The following is an 18,228-nucleotide window of genomic DNA, read 5'->3' as shown; positions in this document are numbered from 1 at the left end:
TATGGCGCGAGCCGGAGGCCTCCGCCACGCCGATCCGCTCCGGGCCCCGCCGCGGCGGGCGCCGGGCTCACAGGGAGAGGGTGTCCGGGTCGGTCGGCGCGGGGCTGCCGCTGTCGGTCCCGCCGTCCGTGCCGCCGTCCGTGCCGCCGTCCAATTGGTCGAGGTCGACGGTCTCGTCGGGGGCGGGCGTGGCGGTCGGCACGGGCGTGCCGAACTCCTTCAGCTGGACCTTGCCGGTGTCGCTGCCGCCGGTGTGCTCCAGCCGCAGCGGGTAGGGCTCGCCGCGGGTGGCCACCGACAGGACGCTGTCGCCCTTCGGGCCGCTGCCGGCCACGGTGACGGCCGGCGCGCCGTCCACGGTGGCCGCCGGGCCGCGGGCGAGGTCCCCGGAGGCGTCGGCGAGCGAGCCCGCCAGGGTGTCGATGTCGCAGACGGTGCCCATCTCGGCGAAGTCGGTGTTGTCCGTGGTGGTCTTCAGGTACTTGTCGCCGATCAGCTGCTCGGCGCCCGGGCCGCCGTGGCTGCGCCAGAACACCGGATCGGGCTTCACCCAGAGCCGGGTGCCCTGCTTGACCAGCCGGAACGTGCCCTGGCCGCTGAGGCCCATGGTGCCGGCGCAGTTGCCGTCGATGTCGGTGCTCAGGTCGAAGGTGACCGCCTGGCCGTCGCTGCTGCCCTGGCCGGTGATCCGTACCGAGCGGGCCTGCCGGAGGGCGGCCACCGAGCGGTCGACGATGGTGCGGGCGTCCAGCGTCTCGACGCCGTTGGGGGTGGCGGCCGCGGCGGTGGTGCCGGACCCGCCCGGGGCCGGGCCCGCGGAGCGGCTGCCGGTGGCGCCGGCCGCAGGCGCGCCGCCGTCCGCCGTGCCGGGCCCTCCGCTGCAGGCAGCGCCTGTCAGCACCAGGAGTCCGGCCAGCACCGTCGCCGTCCGCCGATCGCTCACGTGGCCTCCTCCGCCGGGTCCGAATGGGTGTGCTCAGAGGCTCACACTCAACCGGACGCGCTGCATCCGCAAGGAGGCGGGGCCGCCCTTTGCGGCCGCGGGGCTCACTGCTGGGTGGTCGGCGCGGGCAGTTCGGCCTGTGCGGCGACCGTGGGAAGCGGCCTGGCCTGCGGCAACGGCGGGACGAGCGGCTGCGGCTGGCCGGGGGCGACCCGCTCCACCCAGGGGCCGGTCTGCCGGACCATCAGCCAGGCGGTGGCCTGGTCGGCGGGCAGCGCCGCGGAGACCAGCCAGCCCTGGACGGCGTCGACACCCATCCCGTGCAGCCGCTCCCAGGTCTCGTCGTCCTCGACGCCCTCGGCGACGACGGTCAGGCCCAGCGAGTGCGCCAGCTCGACGGAGCAGCGCACGACGGCGGCGTCGTGGTCGTCGGCCACCATGCGGGAGACGAACGAGCGGTCGATCTTCAGCTCGCCGACCGGCAGGCTGCGCAGCCGGGCCATCGAGGAGTGGCCGGTGCCGAAGTCGTCCAGGGACATCCCGACGCCGTAGCGGCGCAGCTCGGCGAGGGTGTCGGCGGCCCGCCGGGAGTCGTCGAGCAGCAGCCGCTCGGTGATCTCCAGCTGGAGCGCGTGGGCGGGCACCCGGTGCCGGGTGAGGTGCCCGGCGACCCGGGTGGCGAAGCCCGGGCTGAGCACGTCGCGGGGCGAGACGTTGACCGCGACCGGGACCTGCAGGCCCTGCTCGCGCCAGACGGCGAGCTGGCCGACGGCGCACTCCAGCACGTAGTCGGTGAGCCGGGGCATCAGCCCGCTGGACTCGGCGAGGCCGATGAACTCGTCCGGGGGCACCCGGCCCTGCCCGGGCCGCTCCCAGCGCAGCAGCGCCTCCAGGCCGACCACCCGGCCGTCGAAGGCCACCTTCGGCTGGTAGTGCAGCTGCACCTCGGCGGTCTCCAGGGCCCGGCGCAGGTCGCCGAGCAGGCCGATCCGGTACGGGGTGTCGATGTCCTGCGCCTGGTGGTAGACCTCGACGCCGGTGCGGCCGCGCTGGGCATGGCCCATGGCGACGTCGGCGCGGCGCAGCAGTGCCTCGGCGTCCTGGGCGTGCGCGGGGTAGACGCAGACGCCGGCGCTGGCCTCCAGGACGAGCAGCAGCCCGTCGAGCCGGATCGGGGCGGCCAGTTCGGCGATCAGCGCCCTGGCGATGCGGGCGAGCGTCTCGGGGCGGCCGACGCCGGGCAGCAGGACGGCGAACTCGTCGCCGCCCATCCGGGCCACCACGGGGCGGCAGCCGCGCCGCTCGGCGACCGGCAGGGCGGCGGCGATCTCGGCGGGGACGTCCCGGCCGGGGCGTCCGGCGCGGCCCTGGCCGGTGCGCAGGGCGCGGTGCAGCCGGCGGGCGATGTGCACCAGGAGCCGGTCGCCGGCGGTGTGGCCGAGCGCGTCGTTGAGCGACCTGAACCGGTCGAGGTCGAGCAGGATGATGCCGACGCTGTACCCGTCGTCGCCGTCGTGCCGGGCGATCGCGTCCTGGGCGGCGAGGAGTAACGCCTGGCGGTTGGGCAGGTCGGTCAACGGGTCGGTGAGCTGGTCCCTGGCCCGGTCGCGGGCGATCCGCCAGGCGGCGACCAGCACGGCCAGCGGGACGGTGAACAGCGGCAGAAGTTCCGGTTCGTACCGGTAGACCAGTACGGCCAGCGGGATGAGCGGTGCGGCGCCGGCCAGCAGTACGCCGAGCAGCAGGACTGCTCCTGCCACCCCCTGCGGCGGGCGTGTGGGCGCGCCGCCGGTCGTCCGATCCATATGCCCTGTCCTCCGTCGGGCCCGCCCCGCCGGGCCGCCTTACGGTGAGGCACCCGAACGGGTACCGATGGACGTCAGGTATCGGGGCGCCCCACGTGACGGCGGCCGAAGCCGCCGCCCTCCACCCCTTGCTGACACTCTGTTGCGCCAAGGGTAAGCCGGTGCCCGCCGACGGGGCGGACTTTCGGACATCCCCGGGCGCGCCACCGGCAGACCGATGCCGGACAGTGACACAATGCCCGGATTCCGGCCCGTACACCCCGTGACGCGGTGTCAGGACGATAACAGGATCGGGGCGTCAGGACCCGTCCGGTCCGTCCACCGGGCCCTCGGCCCCGCCCTCGGCCCCATCGGCGGCGGGCGGCCCGGCCGGCGCCTCCGCCGGCGGGTCGATCCCCAGGTGGGCGCGGGCGGCGGCGGGGCCACCGTCGAGCAGCACCGCGAAGCCCGCGTCGTCGAGCACCGGCAGCCCCAGCTGGACGGCTTTGTCGTACTTGGAGCCCGGGTTGTCGCCGGCCACCACGAAGTCGGTCTTCTTCGAGACGGAGCCGGTGACCTTGGCCCCGCGCGAGGTCAGCGCCTCCTTGGCGCCGTCCCGGGTGTGGCCGGCGAGGGTGCCGGTGACGACGACGGTGAGGCCCTCCAGCGGGCGCTCGCCCTCGTCCTCGGCGCCCGCCTCGGTGAACTGCACACCGGCGGCGCGCCACTTCTCCAGGATCTCGCGGTGCCAGTCCTCGGCGTACCACTCGCGGATGGCCCGGGCGATGATCGGCCCGACGCCCTCGGCGGCGGCGAGCTCCTCCTCGGTGGCGGCGAAGATGCGGTCCAGGTCCCGGAACTCCCGGGCCAGGGCCTGCGCCGCGACCGGCCCGACGTGCCGGATCGACAGGCCGTTGACGTACCGCCACAGCGGCCGGTCCTTGGCCCCGGCGAGGTTGTCCAGCAGGGTGCTCAGCGACTTCTTCGGCTCGCCCTTGAGATTGGCGAAGAAGGTGACCACCTTCTCCTTGCCGGTGCGGTCGTCCAGCTTGGGCATGCCGGACTTCTGGTCGCGGACCAGCACCTTGATCGGCAGCAGCCGCTCCTCGGAGAGGCCGAAGATGTCCCCCTCGTTGCCGACCGGCGGGTCGGCGGGCTCCAGCGGCTGGGTGAGCGCGGTCGCGGCGACGTAGCCGAGGCCGTCGATGTCCAGTGACTCGCGACCGCCCAGGTAGGCGATCCGCTCCCGGACCTGGGCCGGGCAGCGCCGGGCGTTGGGGCAGCGCAGGTCGATGTCGCCCTCGGACATCGGGCGCAGCTCGGTGCCGCACTCGTGGCAGTGCGAGGGCATCACGAACTCCTGCTCGGTGCCGTCGCGCAAGTCCTCGACCGGGCCGAGGATCTCCGGGATGACGTCGCCGGCCTTGCGCAGCACCACGGTGTCGCCGAGCAGGACGCCCTTGGCCTTGACCACCTGCTGGTTGTGCAGCGTCGCGTACTGCACCATCGAGCCGGCCACCTTCACCGGCTCGGCGAGCACCGCGAACGGGGTGGCCCGGCCGGTGCGGCCGATGCCGACCTCGATGGCGGCCAGCTTGGCGGTGACCTCCTCCGGCGGGTACTTCCAGGCGATCGCCCAGCGCGGCGACTTGGAGGTGGAGCCGAGCCGGCCCTGGAGGGCGATCTCGTCGACCTTGACCACCACGCCGTCGATCTCGTGCTCGACGGAGTGCCGCTGCTCGCCGAACTGCCGGATGAAGGCGCGGACCTCCTCCAGCGTGCCGACGACCCGGTTGTGCCGCGCGGTCGGCAGGCCCCAGCCGCGCAGCAGCTCGTAGGCGTGCGACTGGCAGTCGATGTCGAAGCCGACCCGGGCGCCGATGCCGTGCACCACCATGTGCAGCGGACGGGAGGCGGTGACGTGGGTGTCCTTCTGCCGCAGCGAACCGGCTGCGGCGTTGCGCGGGTTGGCGAACAGCCGGAGCAGGGCGTGCGGACGCCGGCCCTCCTTCGCCCGTTCCTCGTTCTCCTGGCGGCGGCGCTCGTTCTCGGCCGCGAGCGAGGCGTTGAGTTCGACGAACGCCTCGGTGGGGAGGTAGACCTCGCCGCGGATCTCGACCAGCTCGGGGATGTCGTCGCCCTGGAGCCGGTGCGGGATCTCCTTGATGGTGCGGACGTTGGCGGTGATGTCCTCGCCGACCCGGCCGGTGCCGCGGGTGGCCGCGAGCACCAGCTGGCCGTGCTCGTAGGTGAGGTTGACGGCCAGCCCGTCCACCTTCAGCTCGCACAGGTAGTGGTAGTCCAGGCCGTCGAGCTCGCGGGCGACGCGCTCGGCCCAGGCGGCGAGCTCCTCGTCGTCCATCGCGTTGTCGAGGCTGAGCAGCCGCTCCCGGTGCTCGACCTTGGCGAACAGGTCGGTGGCCGCGCCGCCGACCTTCTGCGTCGGGGAGTCGGCGGTGACGAGCACCGGGTGCGCCGCCTCGATCGCCTCCAGCTCGCGCATCAGCGTGTCGAACTCGGCGTCGCTGACGACCGGGGCGTCCTGCTCGTAGTACCGGGCGCGGTGCTCCTCGACCTCGGCCGCCAGCTCGGCGTGCCGCCCCCGGACCTCCGCCGGGACGTCCTCCCAGCCCTCGACAGCCGCCACCGCGCGCTCCTCCTACCGTCTCACTCCGGGTTGTCCGCCAGGCTCCGGGCCGCCTTCACGCTCTGTGACAGCGCACTGCGCGCGTACGCCGGGGACGCCCCCGCGAGCCCGCAGGTGGGTGTCACCAGCACCCGGCGGCCCAGCAGCTCCGGGTCCAGCCCCAGCCTGTGCCACAACTTCCTGACACCCTGGACACTACCGGCCGGGTCGGACAATCCCGTCCCGCTGGACGGCACCACACCGGCGAGGATGACGGTGCCGCCCTCCACCGCCTCGCCGAGGTCGTCGTCGTCACGCTCCGTCAGAAGTCCGAAGTCCAGCGAGATCCCGGCCACCCCGGCCCGGCGCAGCAGCGGCAGCGGCACGCCCGGCGCGCAACTGTGCACCACCACGGGGGCGTCGAGGGCGCGGACGATCGACCGCAGGGTCTCCTCGGCGACCTGCCGGTCGACGGCGCGCAGCCGCTGGAACCCGCTGGCGGTCCTCACCGAGCCGACCAGCACGGCCGGCAGCGACGGCTCGTCGAGCTGGAGCACGACCTCGGCGCCCGGCACCCGGCGGCGGACGTCCGCGAGGTGGCGGCGCAGCCCCTCGGTGAGCGAGTCGGCGAGGTCGCGGCAGGCGCCCGGGTCGGCGAGGGCCTTCTCGCCGTGCTTGAGCTCGATGGCGGCGGCCAGCGTCCACGGGCCCACCGCCTGCAGCTTGAGGGCGCCCCGGTGGCCCTGGGTGAACTCCTCCAGGGCGTCGAGGTCCTCGCCGATCCAGGAGGCGGCCCGGCGGGTGTCCCGGCCGGGCCGGTCGGTGAACCGCCAGCCGCTCGGCTCGGTCTGCGCGAACAGCTCGACCAGCAGGCCGGCGCTGCGCCCGATCATGTCGGCGCCCGGCCCGCGGGCGGGCAGCTCCGGCAGGTGGGGCAGCTGCTCCAGCGCGCCGGTGGCCGTCTTCGCGGCCTCCCGGGCGTCGGTGCCGGGCATCGACCCGACGCCGGTGGCGGCGCCGAACAACTCGGGGAAGTGGTGCTCAGTGCTCACGCACCCGAGCCTAGTGGCCCGGCCGGGGCGCCCGTCACGGGCCGCCCGGCCGGCCGGCGTCCGGTGCGCCGGTCACTGCCCCGGGCGGACGGTGATCTCGGTGAGCTCGGCGTCGCGCGGGAGGTCGAGCGCGGTGAGGATCGCGGTGGCCACCGACTCGGGGGCGATCCAGCGGGCCGGGTCGTACTCCTTGCCCTCCTGCCGGTGCACCTTCTCCTGCATGGGGGTGGCGGTGCGGCCCGGGTAGACGGTGGTGACCCGGACGCCGTGCCCGTGCTCCTCGGCGCGCAGCGCGTCGGCGAGCGCCCGGACGGCGAACTTGCTGGCCGCGTACGCGCCCCAGTGGGCGTCGGCGCGCAGTCCGGCGCCGGAGTTCACGAAGACGACGTGGCCGCGGGCCATGCGCAGCGAGGGCAGCATCAGCCGGGTGAGCTCGGCGGGGGCGACGGCGTTGACGTTCAGCTGCTCCTGCCAGGCCTTGACCGGCAGGTCGCCGACGGTGCCGAGCTCGACGACGCCGGCGATGTGCAGCAGCGAGTCGAGTTCGACGGGCGGGCTCTGGTGGCCGAGCGCCCAGGAGAGCTTGGCCGGGTCGGCGAGGTCGCCGACCAGGGTGCCCGCGCCGGGGAAGGCGGCGCGCAGCTGGGTGGCGCGCCGGGCGTCGCGGGCCAGCAGCAGGACGTCCTCGCCGCGGGCGAGCAGGCGGGTCGCGACGACCGCGCCGATGCCGGAGCCGGCGCCGGTGATCAGGTGGGTGCCCATCGGGCGTCCTCTCAGCGGGCCTGGTCGAGCGCCGCGAAGGCCTCGGCCGGGGTGGTGGCGAAGACGACCAGGTCGGCCAGCGGGCGGGGCAGGAAGCCCTCGGTCTCCATCCGCTCCAGCTGGGTGCGCATCCCCGCGTAGAAGCCGTCGGTGTCCAGCAGGACGACCGGCTTGTCGTGCAGGGCGTGCTTCTTGAGCTCCAGCACCTCGGTGACCTCGTCGAGCGTGCCGAGGCCGCCGACCAGCACGACGACGGCGTCGGCGCGCTCCAGCAGCAGGGCCTTGCGGGTGGCGAGGTCGGGGGCGGAGACGAGTTCGTCGGCGCCCTCGTAGGCCTTGTGGGCGAGCAGGTCGACGGAGATGCCGACCAGTCGGCCGCCGGCCTCCTTGACGCCGTCGGCGAGCAGGCCCATCAGGCCGGCGTGCGAGCCGCCCCAGACCAGGGTGTCGCCGCGCTCGCCGAGCAGCCGGGCGAAGTCGGCGGCGGGCAGGGTGTAGCGCTCGTCCAGGGAGTACGCGGAGCAGAAGACGGTGATGTTCATAGGTTCCCAGGTCTACCACGGGCCGCCGGTGGCGTTCACCGGGGTTTCAGGCGGTGACGGTGCGCCGCTCGGTGGTGGCGATGGTGGCCGAGCCGACCACCCGGGTGCCGTCGTAGAGCACCACGGCCTGGCCGGGGGCGATGCCCCGGGCGGGGGTGTCCAGCTGCACGCGCAGCTCGTCGCCGTCGAGTTCGGCGCTGACCGGGACCTCCTCGCCGTGGGCCCGCAGCTGGGCGGTGTAGCGGCCCGCGCCCACCGCCGGGGCGCCGCACCAGCGCGGCCGGATCGCGGTGAGCGCCAGCACGTCCAGGCCCTCGGCGGGGCCGACGGTGACGGTGTTGCTGACCGGCGAGATGTCGAGGACGTAGCGGGGCTTGCCGTCGGCGGCCGGGCGGCCGATCCGCAGGCCCTTGCGCTGGCCGATGGTGAAGCCGTAGGCGCCGTCGTGCTCGCCGAGCTTGGTGCCGTCGGCGTCGACGATGTCGCCGGTGGCGGTGCCGAGGTACCGGGCGAGGAAGCCCTGGGTGTCGCCGTCGGCGATGAAGCAGATGTCGTGGCTGTCGGGCTTCTTGGCGACGGCCAGGCCGCGGCGCTCGGCCTCGCGCCGGATCTCGTCCTTGGTGGTGTCGCCGAGCGGGAAGAGCGAGTGGGCGAGCTGGTCGGCGTCGAGGACCCCGAGCACGTAGGACTGGTCCTTGGCGGCGTCCACGGCGCGGTGCAGTTCGCGGCCGCCGTCCGGGAGGTCGACGATCCGGGCGTAGTGGCCGGTGCAGACGGCGTCGAAGCCGAGCGCGACCGCCTTGTCGAGCAGCGCCGCGAACTTGATCTTCTCGTTGCAGCGCAGGCACGGGTTGGGGGTGCGCCCGGCGGCGTACTCGGCGACGAAGTCGTCGATGACGTCCTCGCGGAACCGCTCGGCGAGGTCCCAGACGTAGAACGGGATGCCGATGACGTCGGCGGCCCGGCGGGCGTCCCGGGAGTCCTCGATGGTGCAGCAGCCGCGGGCGCCCGTCCGGAACGACTGCGGATTGGACGACAGCGCCAGGTGGACGCCGGTGACCTCGTGGCCGGCCTCGGCGGCCCGGGCGGCGGCGACGGCGGAGTCCACGCCGCCGGACATCGCGGCCAGCACGCGCAGGCGGCGGCCGTCGGTGGGAGTGGTCGGGGCACCCGGGAAGTCAGTCATGATGACGTCCAGCGTACGGGGTCCGCCCCGCCGTCCGGGTCGCCCGTCCGGCCCTGCGGCATCCGTCGTGAGATGTAGTCGCGGTGCATCCGGCGGTGCACCCGGGCCGCCGAAAGATCGTCCCGTCGGTGCCCGGATCCGGGCGGATCGCTTCCTACCGTGGAAGACGACCGTCCGACCGCCCCCCGCGAGGATGCCCATCATGATCGAAGCCGTCGGCCTGACCAAGCGGTACGGCCCGCGAACCGCCGTCGAGGACCTGAGTTTCACCGTGCGCCCCGGCGCCGTCACCGGATTCCTCGGCCCCAACGGCGCCGGGAAGTCCACCACCATGCGGATGCTGCTGGGCCTGGACGCCCCGTCCGCCGGCCACGCCACCGTCAACGGCCGCCGCTACGCCGAGCACCGCGCCCCGCTGCGCGAGGTCGGCGCCATGCTGGAGGCCCGCGCCATCCACACCGGCCGCAGCGCCTACAACCACCTGGCCGCGCTCGCCGCCACGCACGGGATCGCGCGCCGCCGGGTGGACGAGGTCGTCGACCTGGTCGGCCTGCGCGAGGTGGCCCGCAAGCGGGCCGGCGGGTTCTCGCTCGGCATGGGCCAGCGCCTGGGCATCGCCTCCGCGCTGCTCGGCGACCCGGCCACGCTGATCCTGGACGAGCCGGTCAACGGCCTCGACCCGGAGGGCATCCTCTGGATCCGCAACCTCCTCAAGTCGCTCGCCTCCGAGGGCCGCACGGTGCTGGTCTCCTCGCACCTGATGAGCGAGATGGCGCTGACCGCCGAGCACCTGATCGTGATCGGCCGCGGCCGGCTGATCGCCGACACCTCGGTCGCCGAGTTCACCGCGCAGGCCTCCAGCGGCGCCGTCCTCGTCCGCTCCCCCGACGCGGCGAAGCTGTCCGGTCTGCTCGGCGCCCTGCACGGCGTCGAGACGGCGACCGACGGTGACGACCCGCTGCGCCTGACCGTCACCGGCACGGACGGCGAGCGGATCGGCCGGCTCGCCGCCGAGCACGGCGTGGTGCTGTTCGAGCTCACCCCGCAGCAGGCCTCGCTGGAGGAGGCGTTCATGGAGCTGACCCGGGACGCCGTGGAGTACCAGGCCGTCGTGAACACCTCCGAGCTGGTCAAGGAGACCGTCGCATGAGCACCGCCGCCCTGCCCGCCGAGGCAGCCCGCACCGCCACCGGCGTCACCCTGCCCCGGGTCGTCCACTCCGAGTGGATCAAGTTCCGCTCGCTGCGCTCCACGTACTGGACGCTGGCGATCACCATGGCGCTCACGGTCGGCTTCGCCGCCCTGGTGTGCTGGGGCACCGTGAGCCACTGGGACCACGTCCGCCCCGAGGAGCGGGCCGCGTTCTCACCCGCCGAGCACAGCCTCCTCGGCCACCACTTCGCCCAACTGGCCATCGGCGTGCTCGGCGTGCTGATCGTCACCGGCGAGTACTCGACCGGCATGATCCGCGCCTCGCTCTCGGCGGTGCCCAGGCGCCTGCCGGTGCTGTGGGCCAAGACCGCCGTCTTCGGCGCCGTCGCCTGGGTCGTCAGCACCGTCGCGTGCCTGATCGCCTTCTTCGTCGGCCAGTCGATCCTGGCCTCCAAGCACCTGGACACCACGCTCTCGGCACCCGGCGTCACCCGCGTGGTGCTCGGCATGGGCCTGTACCTGACCGCCGTCGGCCTGCTCTCGGTGGGCATCGGCACGATGATCCGCAACACCGCCGGCGGCATCGCGGCCGTGGTCGGCGTGCTGATGCTCCTCCCGCTGCTCACGGAGGCGCTGCCCAGCTCCTGGCGGGACAACATCGCCCCGTACCTGCCGACCAACGCCGGCGGGGCCCTCGCCACGATCCACCAGGGCCCGACCGACCTCGCCCCCTGGACGGGCTTCGGCGTGCTGTGCCTGTACGTGCTGGCGTCGCTGATCGGCGCGGCCGTCGTCCTCAAGCGGCGCGACGCGTGACGGCTCCGCTGCCGCGGCGTGTGAGCATGGTCCGGTGACCGCACCCCAGCAGACCCTGCCGGCCCGGGCCGGACGCTCCGGCGCCCGGCCCGGGCTCGGCGCGCTGTCCGGCCTGGTCGGGCGGCTGCGGGTGAGGGTGCTCACCGAGCGGTACCCGACGGCGGTGGACTTCTGCTGCGCGGTCGCGCTGCTGCTGATCACCGCCGCGCCGCAGCACCGCGAACTGCACACCCGGCCGTGGATCTGGGTGCTGCAGGCCGCGCTGGTGCTGCCGCTGACCTTCCGGCGGCGGGCCCCGTTCGCGGTGTTCGCGGTGACGGCGGCGGTCGCCTTCGTGCAGTGGCTGACCACCCACGGCATGCCCGCCGACCTGGCCGTCCTGCTCGCGCTCTACACCGTGGCGGCGCACTGCCGGCGGCAGCGGACCCTGATCGCCTGGGCGGTCGTCGAGCTCGGCGTGCTGCTGTCGGTGCTGCGCTGGACACCGGTCGGCGAGCACGGCTCGCTGCTCGACAACCAGATCCGGATCTTCGTGCTGCTGTCGGGCACCACGGTCGCCGCGATGGTGATCGGCCTGAACGTCCGGGCCCGCCGGGCCCAGCTGAGCGCGCTGCGGCAGCGCGCCCTGGACCTGGAGCGCTCCCGCGACCAGCAGTCCGCGCTGGCGGTGGCCGAGGAACGCTCCCGGATCGCCCGGGAGATGCACGACATCGTCACCCACAACCTGTCGGTGATGGTCGCCCTCGCCGACGCCGCGGTGTACGCCAACCCCCGCTCCCCGGAGCGGGCCACCGACGCGATGCGGCAGTCCGCCGAGACCGGCCGCCGCGCGCTCACCGACATGCGCCGCTTCCTGGGCGTGCTGCGCGCCGACGAGCCGGACGCGCTGCGCCACCCGCAGCCCGGCATCGGCCAGCTGGCCGCCCTGCTGGAGCAGGTCGGGGCCGCCGGACTGCCCGCCGAGCTGCGGCTGACCGGCGACCACGCCGCGATCTCCCCCGGCGCCCAGCTGACCGTGTACCGGCTCGTCCAGGAGTCGCTGACCAACACGCTCAAGCACGCCGCGCCGGGGGCCCGCGCCCGGGTGCGGGTGGACTGCTCGCCGTCCGCGGTGACGGTCGGGATCGATGACGACGGCCGGCCGGGCGCGGCGGCCCCGGGCCCGGGCCAGGGCATCGCCGGGATGCGGGAGCGGGCCGCCGCCTACGGCGGCGAGCTGTCGGCCGGCCCGCTGCCCGGCGGCGGCTGGCGGGTCGCGGTCACCCTCGATCTCGACGACCCGACACCCGCCGGCCCCGGGCCGGACGAATCCGAGAGGGCGGCCGCCGGATGACCGTACGAGTCCTGCTGGTGGACGACCAGCCGCTGCTGCGGGTGGCGTTCTCGCTGGTGCTGGAGTCGCAGCCGGACATGGCGGTGGCCGGCGAGGCGGAGGACGGCGGGGCGGCCGTCCGGATCGCCGCCGAGCAGCAGGTCGACGTGGTGCTGATGGACGTCCGGATGCCCGGCATGGACGGCATCGAGGCGACCCGGCGGATCGTCGAGCAGAGCCCCGACACCAAGGTGCTCATCCTGACCACCTTCGACCTCGACGAGTACGCCTTCGCCGGGCTGCGCGCCGGGGCGTCGGGCTTCCTGCTCAAGAACGCGCGACCGGACGAGCTGCTCGCGGCGATCCGCTGCGTCGCGGCGGGGGACGCGGTGATCGCACCGCGGATCACCCGGCGGCTGCTGGACACCTTCGCCTCCCAGCTGCCGGCCGACGGCGGCGGCCCGGGCCGCGGCGAAGCGGCGGTGGCCGCCCTGACGGCCCGTGAGCGCAGCGTCCTCGTCCAGGTCGCCCGCGGCCTGTCGAACGCCGAGATCGCCGCCGAACTCAGCCTCGCCGAGGCCACCGTGAAGACCCACGTCAGCCGGATCCTGCTGAAGCTCGGCCTGCGCGACCGGGTGCAGGCGGTCGTCTTCGCCTACGAGAACCGGCTCGTGCACCCGGCCTAGCGCTCGCCCGGCGCTTCCGGGCGCCGGCTCACGAGGAGCGTCGCTTCAGGAGGAGCGGCGGCTCACGAGGAGCGGCGGGCGGCGGCGCGGCCGGCGTTGCGGGCCCGCTCGACGGCGGGTGCGATGGCCGCGGCGAGCGCGGCGACGTCGGCGTCCACCGAGGTGTGGCCGAGCGAGAAGCGCAGGCTGGCCCGGGCGAGCAGCGGGTCGACGCCCATCGCGAGCAGCACGTGGCTGGGCTGCGGCACCCCGGCCGAGCAGGCGGAGCCGGTGGAGCACTCGATGCCCTGGGCGTCGAGCAGCATCAGCAGCGCGTCGCCCTCGCACCCCGGGAAGGAGAAGTGCGCGTTGTTGGCGAGCCGGCCGCCGGGTGCCGGGTCGCCGTTGAGCACGGCGTCCGGCACGGCCTTGAGGACCTGGGCGACGAGTTCGTCGCGGAGGGCGCCGACCGCCTCGGCGTGCTCCTCGCGCCGCCGGACGGCGAGGTCAGCGGCCACCGCGAAGGCGGCCGCGCCCGGCACGTCGAGCGTGCCGGAGCGGACGTCGCGCTCCTGGCCGCCGCCGTGCAGCAGCGGCACGGGTGCGGCGTTGCGGGCCAGCAGCAGGGCGCCGACCCCGTACGGGCCGCCGATCTTGTGCCCGGTGACGGTCAGCGCGGTGAGCCCCGAGTCGGCGAAGCCGACCGGGACCTGGCCGAGCGCCTGCACCGCGTCGGCGTGCATCGGGATGTCGAACTCGGCTGCCACCGCGGCCAGTTCGACGACCGGCTGCAGCGTACCGACCTCGTTGTTGGCCCACATCACGGTGACCAGGGCGACATCGGCGGGCTCCCGCTCGATGGCCTCGCGCAGCGCCTCGGGGTGCACCCGGCCCAGCGCGTCGACCGGCAGGTACTCGACGTCGGCGTCCTCGTGCTCGGCGAGCCAGTGCACCGCGTCCAGCACCGCGTGGTGCTCGACCGGGCTGCACAGCACCCGGCGGCGCCGCGGGTCGGCGCCGCGCCGGGCCCAGTACAGGCCCTTCACGGCGAGGTTGTCGGACTCGGTGCCGCCCGCGGTCAGCACGATCTCGCTGGGCCTGGCGCCGAGCGAGGCGGCGAGCGACTCGCGGGACTCCTCGACCACCCGGCGGGCGCGGCGCCCGGCCGCGTGCAGGGAGGAGGCGTTGCCGACGACCCCGAGGTGCGCGCTCATGGCGGCGACAGCCTCGGGCAGCATCGGCGTGGTGGCTGCATGGTCGAGATATGGCATGGCGGCTCCAGTGTAGGGGCCGCCCGGGCCTGTCCCGGGCCGGTGTCCGGCGCTCGGTCACGATTCGGCCATTGCAGCGGGTGCAACGCGCCGTTAGCCTCCTGCCCACTGATGTGCGACGAGGGGTGGGCGGATGTCGCAGACGGTCGACCGGGCACTGACGATCCTCGCCTCGCTGGGCGAGGGGCCCGCCTCCCTTGAGCAGGCCGCGGCACGGATCGGCGTGCACAAGTCCACCGCGCTGCGCCTGCTGCGCACCCTCCAGGAGCACGGCTTCGTGCACCGCCAGCCGGACCACCGCTACCGGCTCGGCGGCCGGCTGTTCGGCCTGGCCCAGCAGGCCCTGGAGGGCATCGACATCCGCCAGGTGGCCGCCCCCTATCTGGCCTCGCTCAACGAGCGGTACGGGCACACCGTCCAGCTGGCCGTGCTGGAGGACGACACCGTCCTCTACCTGGACCGGGTGGAGGGCCGCCACCCGGCGGCCGGGGGCTGACGACCCACGGCGGGCGGATCGGCATGCGGGCGCCGGCGGCGGCCACGGCCACCGGGCGGGTGCTGCTCGCCGACCTGCCGGAGGAGCAGCTGACGGCCTTTCTGGACGGCCTGCGGGGCCGTCCGCAGGGCGCCGGGGCGCCCGGCGGCGGGCGGGTGCCGGCGGAGGGGCTGCGGACGGAGCTGGCCGCCGTCCGCCGCCAGGGCTGGGCGGTGGACCAGGGCGGCTACCGCAAGGCGGTGAACTGCCTGGCGGCGCCGATCATGGGCACCGAGGGCCGGTCGATCGCGGCGTGCTCGATCTCGGCGCCGGCCGAGTCCGTCCCGGTGGCCGAGCTGAGCCGGCTGCTGCCGGAGCTGCTGTGCACGGTGGAGGCGATCTCGCTGGCGTACGGCGGCTCGCCTACTCCTCGCTGGTGCGAGAACCGTTGCGGTGCCAAGCACGCGGAGCGCGCCAGCCGTACCTGAGGGCCAGCATCCGGATGGTGAAGGCGACCAGGGCGGCGGCGGAGGCGTTGAGCCCGGTGAGCCGGCCGGCGGCGAGGAGCAGGGCGACCACGGTGGCGCCGACCAGGGCGGGCACCGCGTAGATCTCACGGTCCCAGCGCAGCAGCGAGGGCGGCTCCATGGCGAGCAGGTCGCGGATGACGCCGCCGCCCGCCGCGGTGAGCATGCCGAGGGCGACGGACGCGACGAAGCCGAGGCCGTAGTCGTGCGCCTTGATGGTGCCGGTGACGCAGAACAGGCCGAGGCCGGCCGCGTCGAGGGTCTGCACGGCGCGGTTGATCCGCTCGACCTCGGGGTGCAGGAAGAAGACCACGAGGCCGGCGGCGAGCGGGGTGGAGAAGTAGCCGAGGTTGCTGAACGCGGCGACCGGGGTCGCCCCGATGACCAGGTCCCGCATGACGCCGCCGCCCAGTGCGGTGGCCTCCGCCAGGACGCAGATGCCGAAGATGTCCATGTTCTTGCGGACGGCCAGCAGGCCGCCGGACAGTGCGAAGACGAAGATGCCGACCAGGTCCAGGGCCTGTTGCAGCCCCGGGGAGAAGATGTGCGAACTCACCGGCCAAGTCTCCCTGGGTGCGATCGTCGTACCGGCGCGGCCCCGGTGGCCCCGAGGCCGGCCGGGTGGTGTACGGAACGCGGGGGCGGGCTCGGCCGCGACCGTCAGGCGATGGACTCCTGCGGGGCCGGGCCGCCGAGGGCGTTGCGCCGCTCGGGCATCACCAGGGTGGTCATCCGCCGCCAGCCCACCGCCCGCTCCCAGCCGTAGACGGCGTGGATGCCGGCCGCCAGCAGCAGGGACTTGGCCCGGGGCCAGCCCAGGATCCGGCCCATGTGCGCCATCACGGCGAGACTGACGTCGCGGTAGGTGCGGATCTCCGCCCGCGCGGTCTGCTGGAGGACCCGCAGGATGCTGCGGCCGTGCCCGGCGGCGGCCAGCCGCAGCAGCTCCTCGTGGCAGAACGCGAGGTGGTTGTCCTCGTCCGCGGAGATCATCCGCACCGCGCGGCCGATGTCCGGGTGGTCCCCGAAGACCTTCTTCAGCAGCTGCATCTGCTCGGCGGCCCGCTGCTCGGTCACCCGGCTGTGCGCGAGGTAGGTGATCACGTCCGCCTCGCCGAGCGGCTCGTCCCGGCGCAGCCGGCTGTGCGCGAGGCCGATGCCCTGGCGCTCCAGCATCATCGTGTAGTCCGTGTCGTCGGGGACGGCGACCGGGCCGAGCCCGCGCTTGTGCAGCAGGGCGTTGAAGATCCGCCCGTGCTTGTCCTCGTCGGCGCCGTGCCGGGCCACCTTGGGGGCGAGCACCTGGTCGGTGACCAGCCGGGAGATCCGGCCGTTCTCCCAGCCGCCCTGGTCCTCGCCCTTGGCCGCGATGCTGCAGAACAGGCGGAACGCCTCGTCGTCGTCGTGGATCTCCTGGAACAGGCTGCGTGCGGACAGCATCTCGCCCCACTCCCCGGGCCACCTCAGGGGCCTACCTCGAATCGGATCCGGACACCGTCAGTGAACGCAGCCGATCCGGGGCGTGCAACAGCACGGGCCGCGCGCTCGCCCGGACGGAGGAACGGCTACCGCCGGGTGCCGACGGCGACCAGGGCCGCCACCGGGAAGCCGGCCGCGGCGTACGGCGCTGCGAGCCGGTCGTAGGCCGCCCGGATCCGGGCGAGGTCGGCGGGCGCCCGGTCCTCGATCAGCGAAGCGGTGAGCACGGTGCCGCCCAGCACGTGGTACCACCAGTCGTCCGGGTCCACGCGGTGCGTCCAGTCGGCCCGCTCCACCCGGACGTCCACCAGGCCCGCGGCGCCCAGCAGGCCGGTCAGCGTGTCCGGATCGCCGTACCGGGCGAACGGCGAGGGCGCGCGGCGGGCCCGCGGCGGGCCGTCGGCGTCGGCGTCGGCCACCGCCTCGGCGAAGACGCCCTGCGCCCGGTTGCGGGCGAGCGCGTCCCAGCAGGACAGCACCACCCGGCCGCCGCGGACGACCACCCGGGCGAGGTCGGCGAGCGCGGCCGGCGGGTCCGGGACGTGGTTGACCACGAAGGCGCCGACCACGGCGTCGAACACACCGTCGGCGAAGGGCAGCCCCGGCAGCACGGCGGCCAGCACCGGGGTGCCGGGCAGCGCGGCGGCGGCCGCGGCGGCCATCGGCAGCACCGCGTCGGTGGCCACCACCCGGGCGCCGCCGGCCGCGGCCAGGGCGGCGAGCCGGCCGGTGCCGCAGCCCACCTCCAGCAGCCGGCCGCCCGGGCCGACCGCGGCACGGTCGAGCAGGGCCCGGTGCAGGCCCGCGGTCATCGCGCCGAAGCCGCCGTCGTAGGTGGTGCTGCGCCGCGCCCAGCCGCGCCGCTCGAAGTCCGCGAAGTTCTCCATGTCCGTCCCTCTGCCGGTGGTCGCCGGCCGTGCCGGCGGCCAGTCTGGCACGGCTACTGGACGCAGAACTCGTTGCCCTCCGGGTCGGCCATGGTGACGTGCCGGCTGCCCGGCTCGTCGATCCGGGCGAGCACGGTGGCCCCCAGCCCCGTTAGCCGCGCGACCTCCTCCTCGCGGCGCTCCGGGCCGGCGTGCAGGTCGAGGTGGAGGCGGTTCTTGACGGTCTTCGGCTCGGGCACGGCCTGGAACAGGATCCGGCGGCCGCGGCCCATCCCGCTGACCGGGTCGACCGGGTCGTCGGGGTGGCGGACGGCGGCGGCGGTGTGCCAGACCTTGCGGCCGCCCTCCTCGGTGTACGCCTCGGCGGTGATCGTGCCGAGCCCCAGCAGGTGCTCGATCAGAGAGGAGTGGTCCTCCACCAGATACCCGAGGGCCTCGGCCCAGAAGGCGGCCTGGGCCCGCGGGGCCGCGCAGTCCACGACGATCTTCCACTCCAGAGTCATGCCACCGGTCATAGTGGTGGAGGGGCGGCGCCCGCAACCCCCGGGGCACGGCACTCACCCGAAGGAGCCCGGAGATGCCCACCGGACTCACCCGCGGCGCCGGCTGGCGGATCGGCGTCCCCCGCACCGTCCCCCACCCGCCCGGGCGGGTGGGGGAGCTGCTGACCTCCCCCGACGGGATCGCACTCCGGCTCGGCCCGGCCTGACCGCGGACACCGCAGGCCCGGATGCGCGGGGCATCCGGGC

General features: G+C 74.8%; 18 protein-coding genes and 1 pseudogene. 7 read left to right on the top strand and 12 right to left on the bottom strand.

Annotation, left to right across the window (positions count from 1 at the left end):
• Window positions 1-67 precede the first annotated feature (67 nt).
• The 7 genes and pseudogenes from ABEB13_RS26410 to mnmA form a co-directional block, all read right to left on the bottom strand.
• Window positions 68-943: a hypothetical protein gene (locus ABEB13_RS26410; protein ID WP_345707472.1), complete on the bottom strand. Its 876-nt coding sequence runs from the start codon at window positions 941-943 to the stop codon at window positions 68-70.
• Window positions 944-1,047: 104 nt separating this feature from the next.
• A pseudogene (locus ABEB13_RS26405) lies at window positions 1,048-2,685 on the bottom strand (putative bifunctional diguanylate cyclase/phosphodiesterase); the annotation flags it as partial.
• 361 nt (window positions 2,686-3,046) lie between these two features.
• The gene (ligA, locus tag ABEB13_RS26400; RefSeq protein WP_345707471.1) at window positions 3,047-5,374 is read right to left on the bottom strand and encodes an NAD-dependent DNA ligase LigA; all 2,328 of its coding nucleotides are present in this window, start codon (window positions 5,372-5,374) and stop codon (window positions 3,047-3,049) included.
• A 20-nt stretch (window positions 5,375-5,394) separates the two neighbouring features.
• On the bottom strand, window positions 5,395-6,405 hold the full coding sequence (locus ABEB13_RS26395) for a methionine synthase (RefSeq protein ID WP_345707470.1): 1,011 nt from the start codon (window positions 6,403-6,405) through the stop codon (window positions 5,395-5,397).
• 72 nt (window positions 6,406-6,477) lie between these two features.
• Window positions 6,478-7,167 carry an SDR family oxidoreductase gene (locus ABEB13_RS26390; protein ID WP_345707469.1) on the bottom strand — a complete coding sequence of 230 codons (690 nt, stop codon included), beginning with the start codon at window positions 7,165-7,167 and terminating at the stop codon, window positions 6,478-6,480.
• An 11-nt stretch (window positions 7,168-7,178) separates the two neighbouring features.
• Window positions 7,179-7,709: an LOG family protein gene (locus tag ABEB13_RS26385; RefSeq protein ID WP_100888451.1), complete on the bottom strand. Its 531-nt coding sequence runs from the start codon at window positions 7,707-7,709 to the stop codon at window positions 7,179-7,181.
• A 46-nt stretch (window positions 7,710-7,755) separates the two neighbouring features.
• On the bottom strand, window positions 7,756-8,895 hold the full coding sequence (gene mnmA / locus ABEB13_RS26380; protein ID WP_345707468.1) for a tRNA 2-thiouridine(34) synthase MnmA: 1,140 nt from the start codon (window positions 8,893-8,895) through the stop codon (window positions 7,756-7,758).
• Between the two features lie 202 nt (window positions 8,896-9,097).
• On the opposite strand from mnmA, the gene ABEB13_RS26375 reads away from it, so the two are divergent.
• The 4 genes from ABEB13_RS26375 to ABEB13_RS26360 are packed head-to-tail and all read left to right on the top strand — an operon-like array spanning window position 9,098 to window position 12,861.
• Complete coding sequence (locus ABEB13_RS26375) at window positions 9,098-10,045, top strand: ABC transporter ATP-binding protein (protein ID WP_345707467.1); 948 nt, start codon at window positions 9,098-9,100, stop codon at window positions 10,043-10,045.
• Window positions 10,042-10,863 (top strand): ABC transporter permease, encoded by an 822-nt coding sequence (locus ABEB13_RS26370; protein WP_345707466.1) that lies wholly within the window; start codon window positions 10,042-10,044, stop codon window positions 10,861-10,863. The genes ABEB13_RS26375 and ABEB13_RS26370 overlap by 4 nt, the downstream gene beginning before the upstream one ends.
• Window positions 10,864-10,897: 34 nt before the next feature.
• On the top strand, window positions 10,898-12,196 hold the full coding sequence (locus tag ABEB13_RS26365; protein WP_345707465.1) for a sensor histidine kinase: 1,299 nt from the start codon (window positions 10,898-10,900) through the stop codon (window positions 12,194-12,196).
• Window positions 12,193-12,861: a response regulator gene (locus ABEB13_RS26360; protein WP_345707464.1), complete on the top strand. Its 669-nt coding sequence runs from the start codon at window positions 12,193-12,195 to the stop codon at window positions 12,859-12,861. The genes ABEB13_RS26365 and ABEB13_RS26360 overlap by 4 nt, the downstream gene beginning before the upstream one ends.
• A gap of 62 nt (window positions 12,862-12,923) precedes the next feature.
• Here ABEB13_RS26360 and ABEB13_RS26355 read toward each other — a convergent pair whose 3' ends face one another.
• Window positions 12,924-14,111, bottom strand: coding sequence for a cysteine desulfurase family protein (locus tag ABEB13_RS26355; RefSeq protein ID WP_345707463.1), 1,188 nt, complete (start codon window positions 14,109-14,111; stop codon window positions 12,924-12,926).
• A gap of 133 nt (window positions 14,112-14,244) precedes the next feature.
• On the opposite strand from ABEB13_RS26355, the gene ABEB13_RS26350 reads away from it, so the two are divergent.
• Window positions 14,245-14,607, top strand: coding sequence for an IclR family transcriptional regulator (locus ABEB13_RS26350; RefSeq protein ID WP_345707462.1), 363 nt, complete (start codon window positions 14,245-14,247; stop codon window positions 14,605-14,607).
• 23 nt (window positions 14,608-14,630) lie between these two features.
• Window positions 14,631-15,074 carry an IclR family transcriptional regulator domain-containing protein gene (locus ABEB13_RS26345; RefSeq protein ID WP_345707461.1) on the top strand — a complete coding sequence of 148 codons (444 nt, stop codon included), beginning with the start codon at window positions 14,631-14,633 and terminating at the stop codon, window positions 15,072-15,074.
• Here ABEB13_RS26345 and ABEB13_RS26340 read toward each other — a convergent pair.
• The 4 genes from ABEB13_RS26340 to ABEB13_RS26325 form a co-directional block, all read right to left on the bottom strand.
• Window positions 15,010-15,669, bottom strand: a complete 660-nt coding sequence (locus ABEB13_RS26340) for a trimeric intracellular cation channel family protein (RefSeq protein WP_100888458.1) — start codon at window positions 15,667-15,669, stop codon at window positions 15,010-15,012. The two genes, ABEB13_RS26345 and ABEB13_RS26340, sit on opposite strands and share 65 nt — an antisense overlap.
• A 104-nt stretch (window positions 15,670-15,773) precedes the next feature.
• A complete protein-coding gene (locus tag ABEB13_RS26335; RefSeq protein ID WP_345707460.1) occupies window positions 15,774-16,553 on the bottom strand; it encodes a ferritin-like domain-containing protein in 780 nt (259 codons plus the stop codon).
• Between the two features lie 125 nt (window positions 16,554-16,678).
• Complete coding sequence (locus ABEB13_RS26330; protein ID WP_345707459.1) at window positions 16,679-17,479, bottom strand: class I SAM-dependent methyltransferase; 801 nt, start codon at window positions 17,477-17,479, stop codon at window positions 16,679-16,681.
• A gap of 53 nt (window positions 17,480-17,532) precedes the next feature.
• Window positions 17,533-17,982 (bottom strand): VOC family protein, encoded by a 450-nt coding sequence (locus ABEB13_RS26325; protein WP_345707458.1) that lies wholly within the window; start codon window positions 17,980-17,982, stop codon window positions 17,533-17,535.
• Window positions 17,983-18,056: 74 nt separating this feature from the next.
• Here ABEB13_RS26325 and ABEB13_RS26320 point away from each other — a divergent pair, with 74 nt between their 5' ends.
• Window positions 18,057-18,188, top strand: coding sequence for a hypothetical protein (locus ABEB13_RS26320; RefSeq protein WP_345707457.1), 132 nt, complete (start codon window positions 18,057-18,059; stop codon window positions 18,186-18,188).
• Window positions 18,189-18,228: the final 40 nt, after the last annotated feature.

This window comes from Kitasatospora paranensis (assembly GCF_039544005.1).
Classification (GTDB): domain Bacteria; phylum Actinomycetota; class Actinomycetes; order Streptomycetales; family Streptomycetaceae; genus Kitasatospora; species Kitasatospora paranensis.
Note: the sequence above shows the minus strand (reverse complement) of the source record. Positions and strands in the feature narration are given on the sequence as shown.

Excerpts from the sequence above, each read along its gene's own strand:
- ABEB13_RS26390 (WP_345707469.1), bottom strand. The coding sequence starts at position 7,167 with ATGGGCACCCACCTGATCACCGGCGCCGGCTCCGGCATCGGCGCGGTC.
- ABEB13_RS26385 (WP_100888451.1), bottom strand. The coding sequence starts at position 7,709 with ATGAACATCACCGTCTTCTGCTCCGCGTACTCCCTGGACGAGCGCTAC.
- mnmA (WP_345707468.1), bottom strand. The coding sequence starts at position 8,895 with ATGACTGACTTCCCGGGTGCCCCGACCACTCCCACCGACGGCCGCCGC.
- ABEB13_RS26375 (WP_345707467.1), top strand. The coding sequence starts at position 9,098 with ATGATCGAAGCCGTCGGCCTGACCAAGCGGTACGGCCCGCGAACCGCC.
- ABEB13_RS26370 (WP_345707466.1), top strand. The coding sequence starts at position 10,042 with ATGAGCACCGCCGCCCTGCCCGCCGAGGCAGCCCGCACCGCCACCGGC.
- ABEB13_RS26360 (WP_345707464.1), top strand. The coding sequence starts at position 12,193 with ATGACCGTACGAGTCCTGCTGGTGGACGACCAGCCGCTGCTGCGGGTG.
- ABEB13_RS26355 (WP_345707463.1), bottom strand. The coding sequence starts at position 14,111 with ATGCCATATCTCGACCATGCAGCCACCACGCCGATGCTGCCCGAGGCT.
- ABEB13_RS26350 (WP_345707462.1), top strand. The coding sequence starts at position 14,245 with ATGTCGCAGACGGTCGACCGGGCACTGACGATCCTCGCCTCGCTGGGC.
- ABEB13_RS26345 (WP_345707461.1), top strand. The coding sequence starts at position 14,631 with ATGCGGGCGCCGGCGGCGGCCACGGCCACCGGGCGGGTGCTGCTCGCC.
- ABEB13_RS26335 (WP_345707460.1), bottom strand. The coding sequence starts at position 16,553 with ATGCTGTCCGCACGCAGCCTGTTCCAGGAGATCCACGACGACGACGAG.
- ABEB13_RS26330 (WP_345707459.1), bottom strand. The coding sequence starts at position 17,479 with ATGGAGAACTTCGCGGACTTCGAGCGGCGCGGCTGGGCGCGGCGCAGC.
- ABEB13_RS26325 (WP_345707458.1), bottom strand. The coding sequence starts at position 17,982 with ATGACTCTGGAGTGGAAGATCGTCGTGGACTGCGCGGCCCCGCGGGCC.
- ABEB13_RS26320 (WP_345707457.1), top strand. The coding sequence starts at position 18,057 with ATGCCCACCGGACTCACCCGCGGCGCCGGCTGGCGGATCGGCGTCCCC.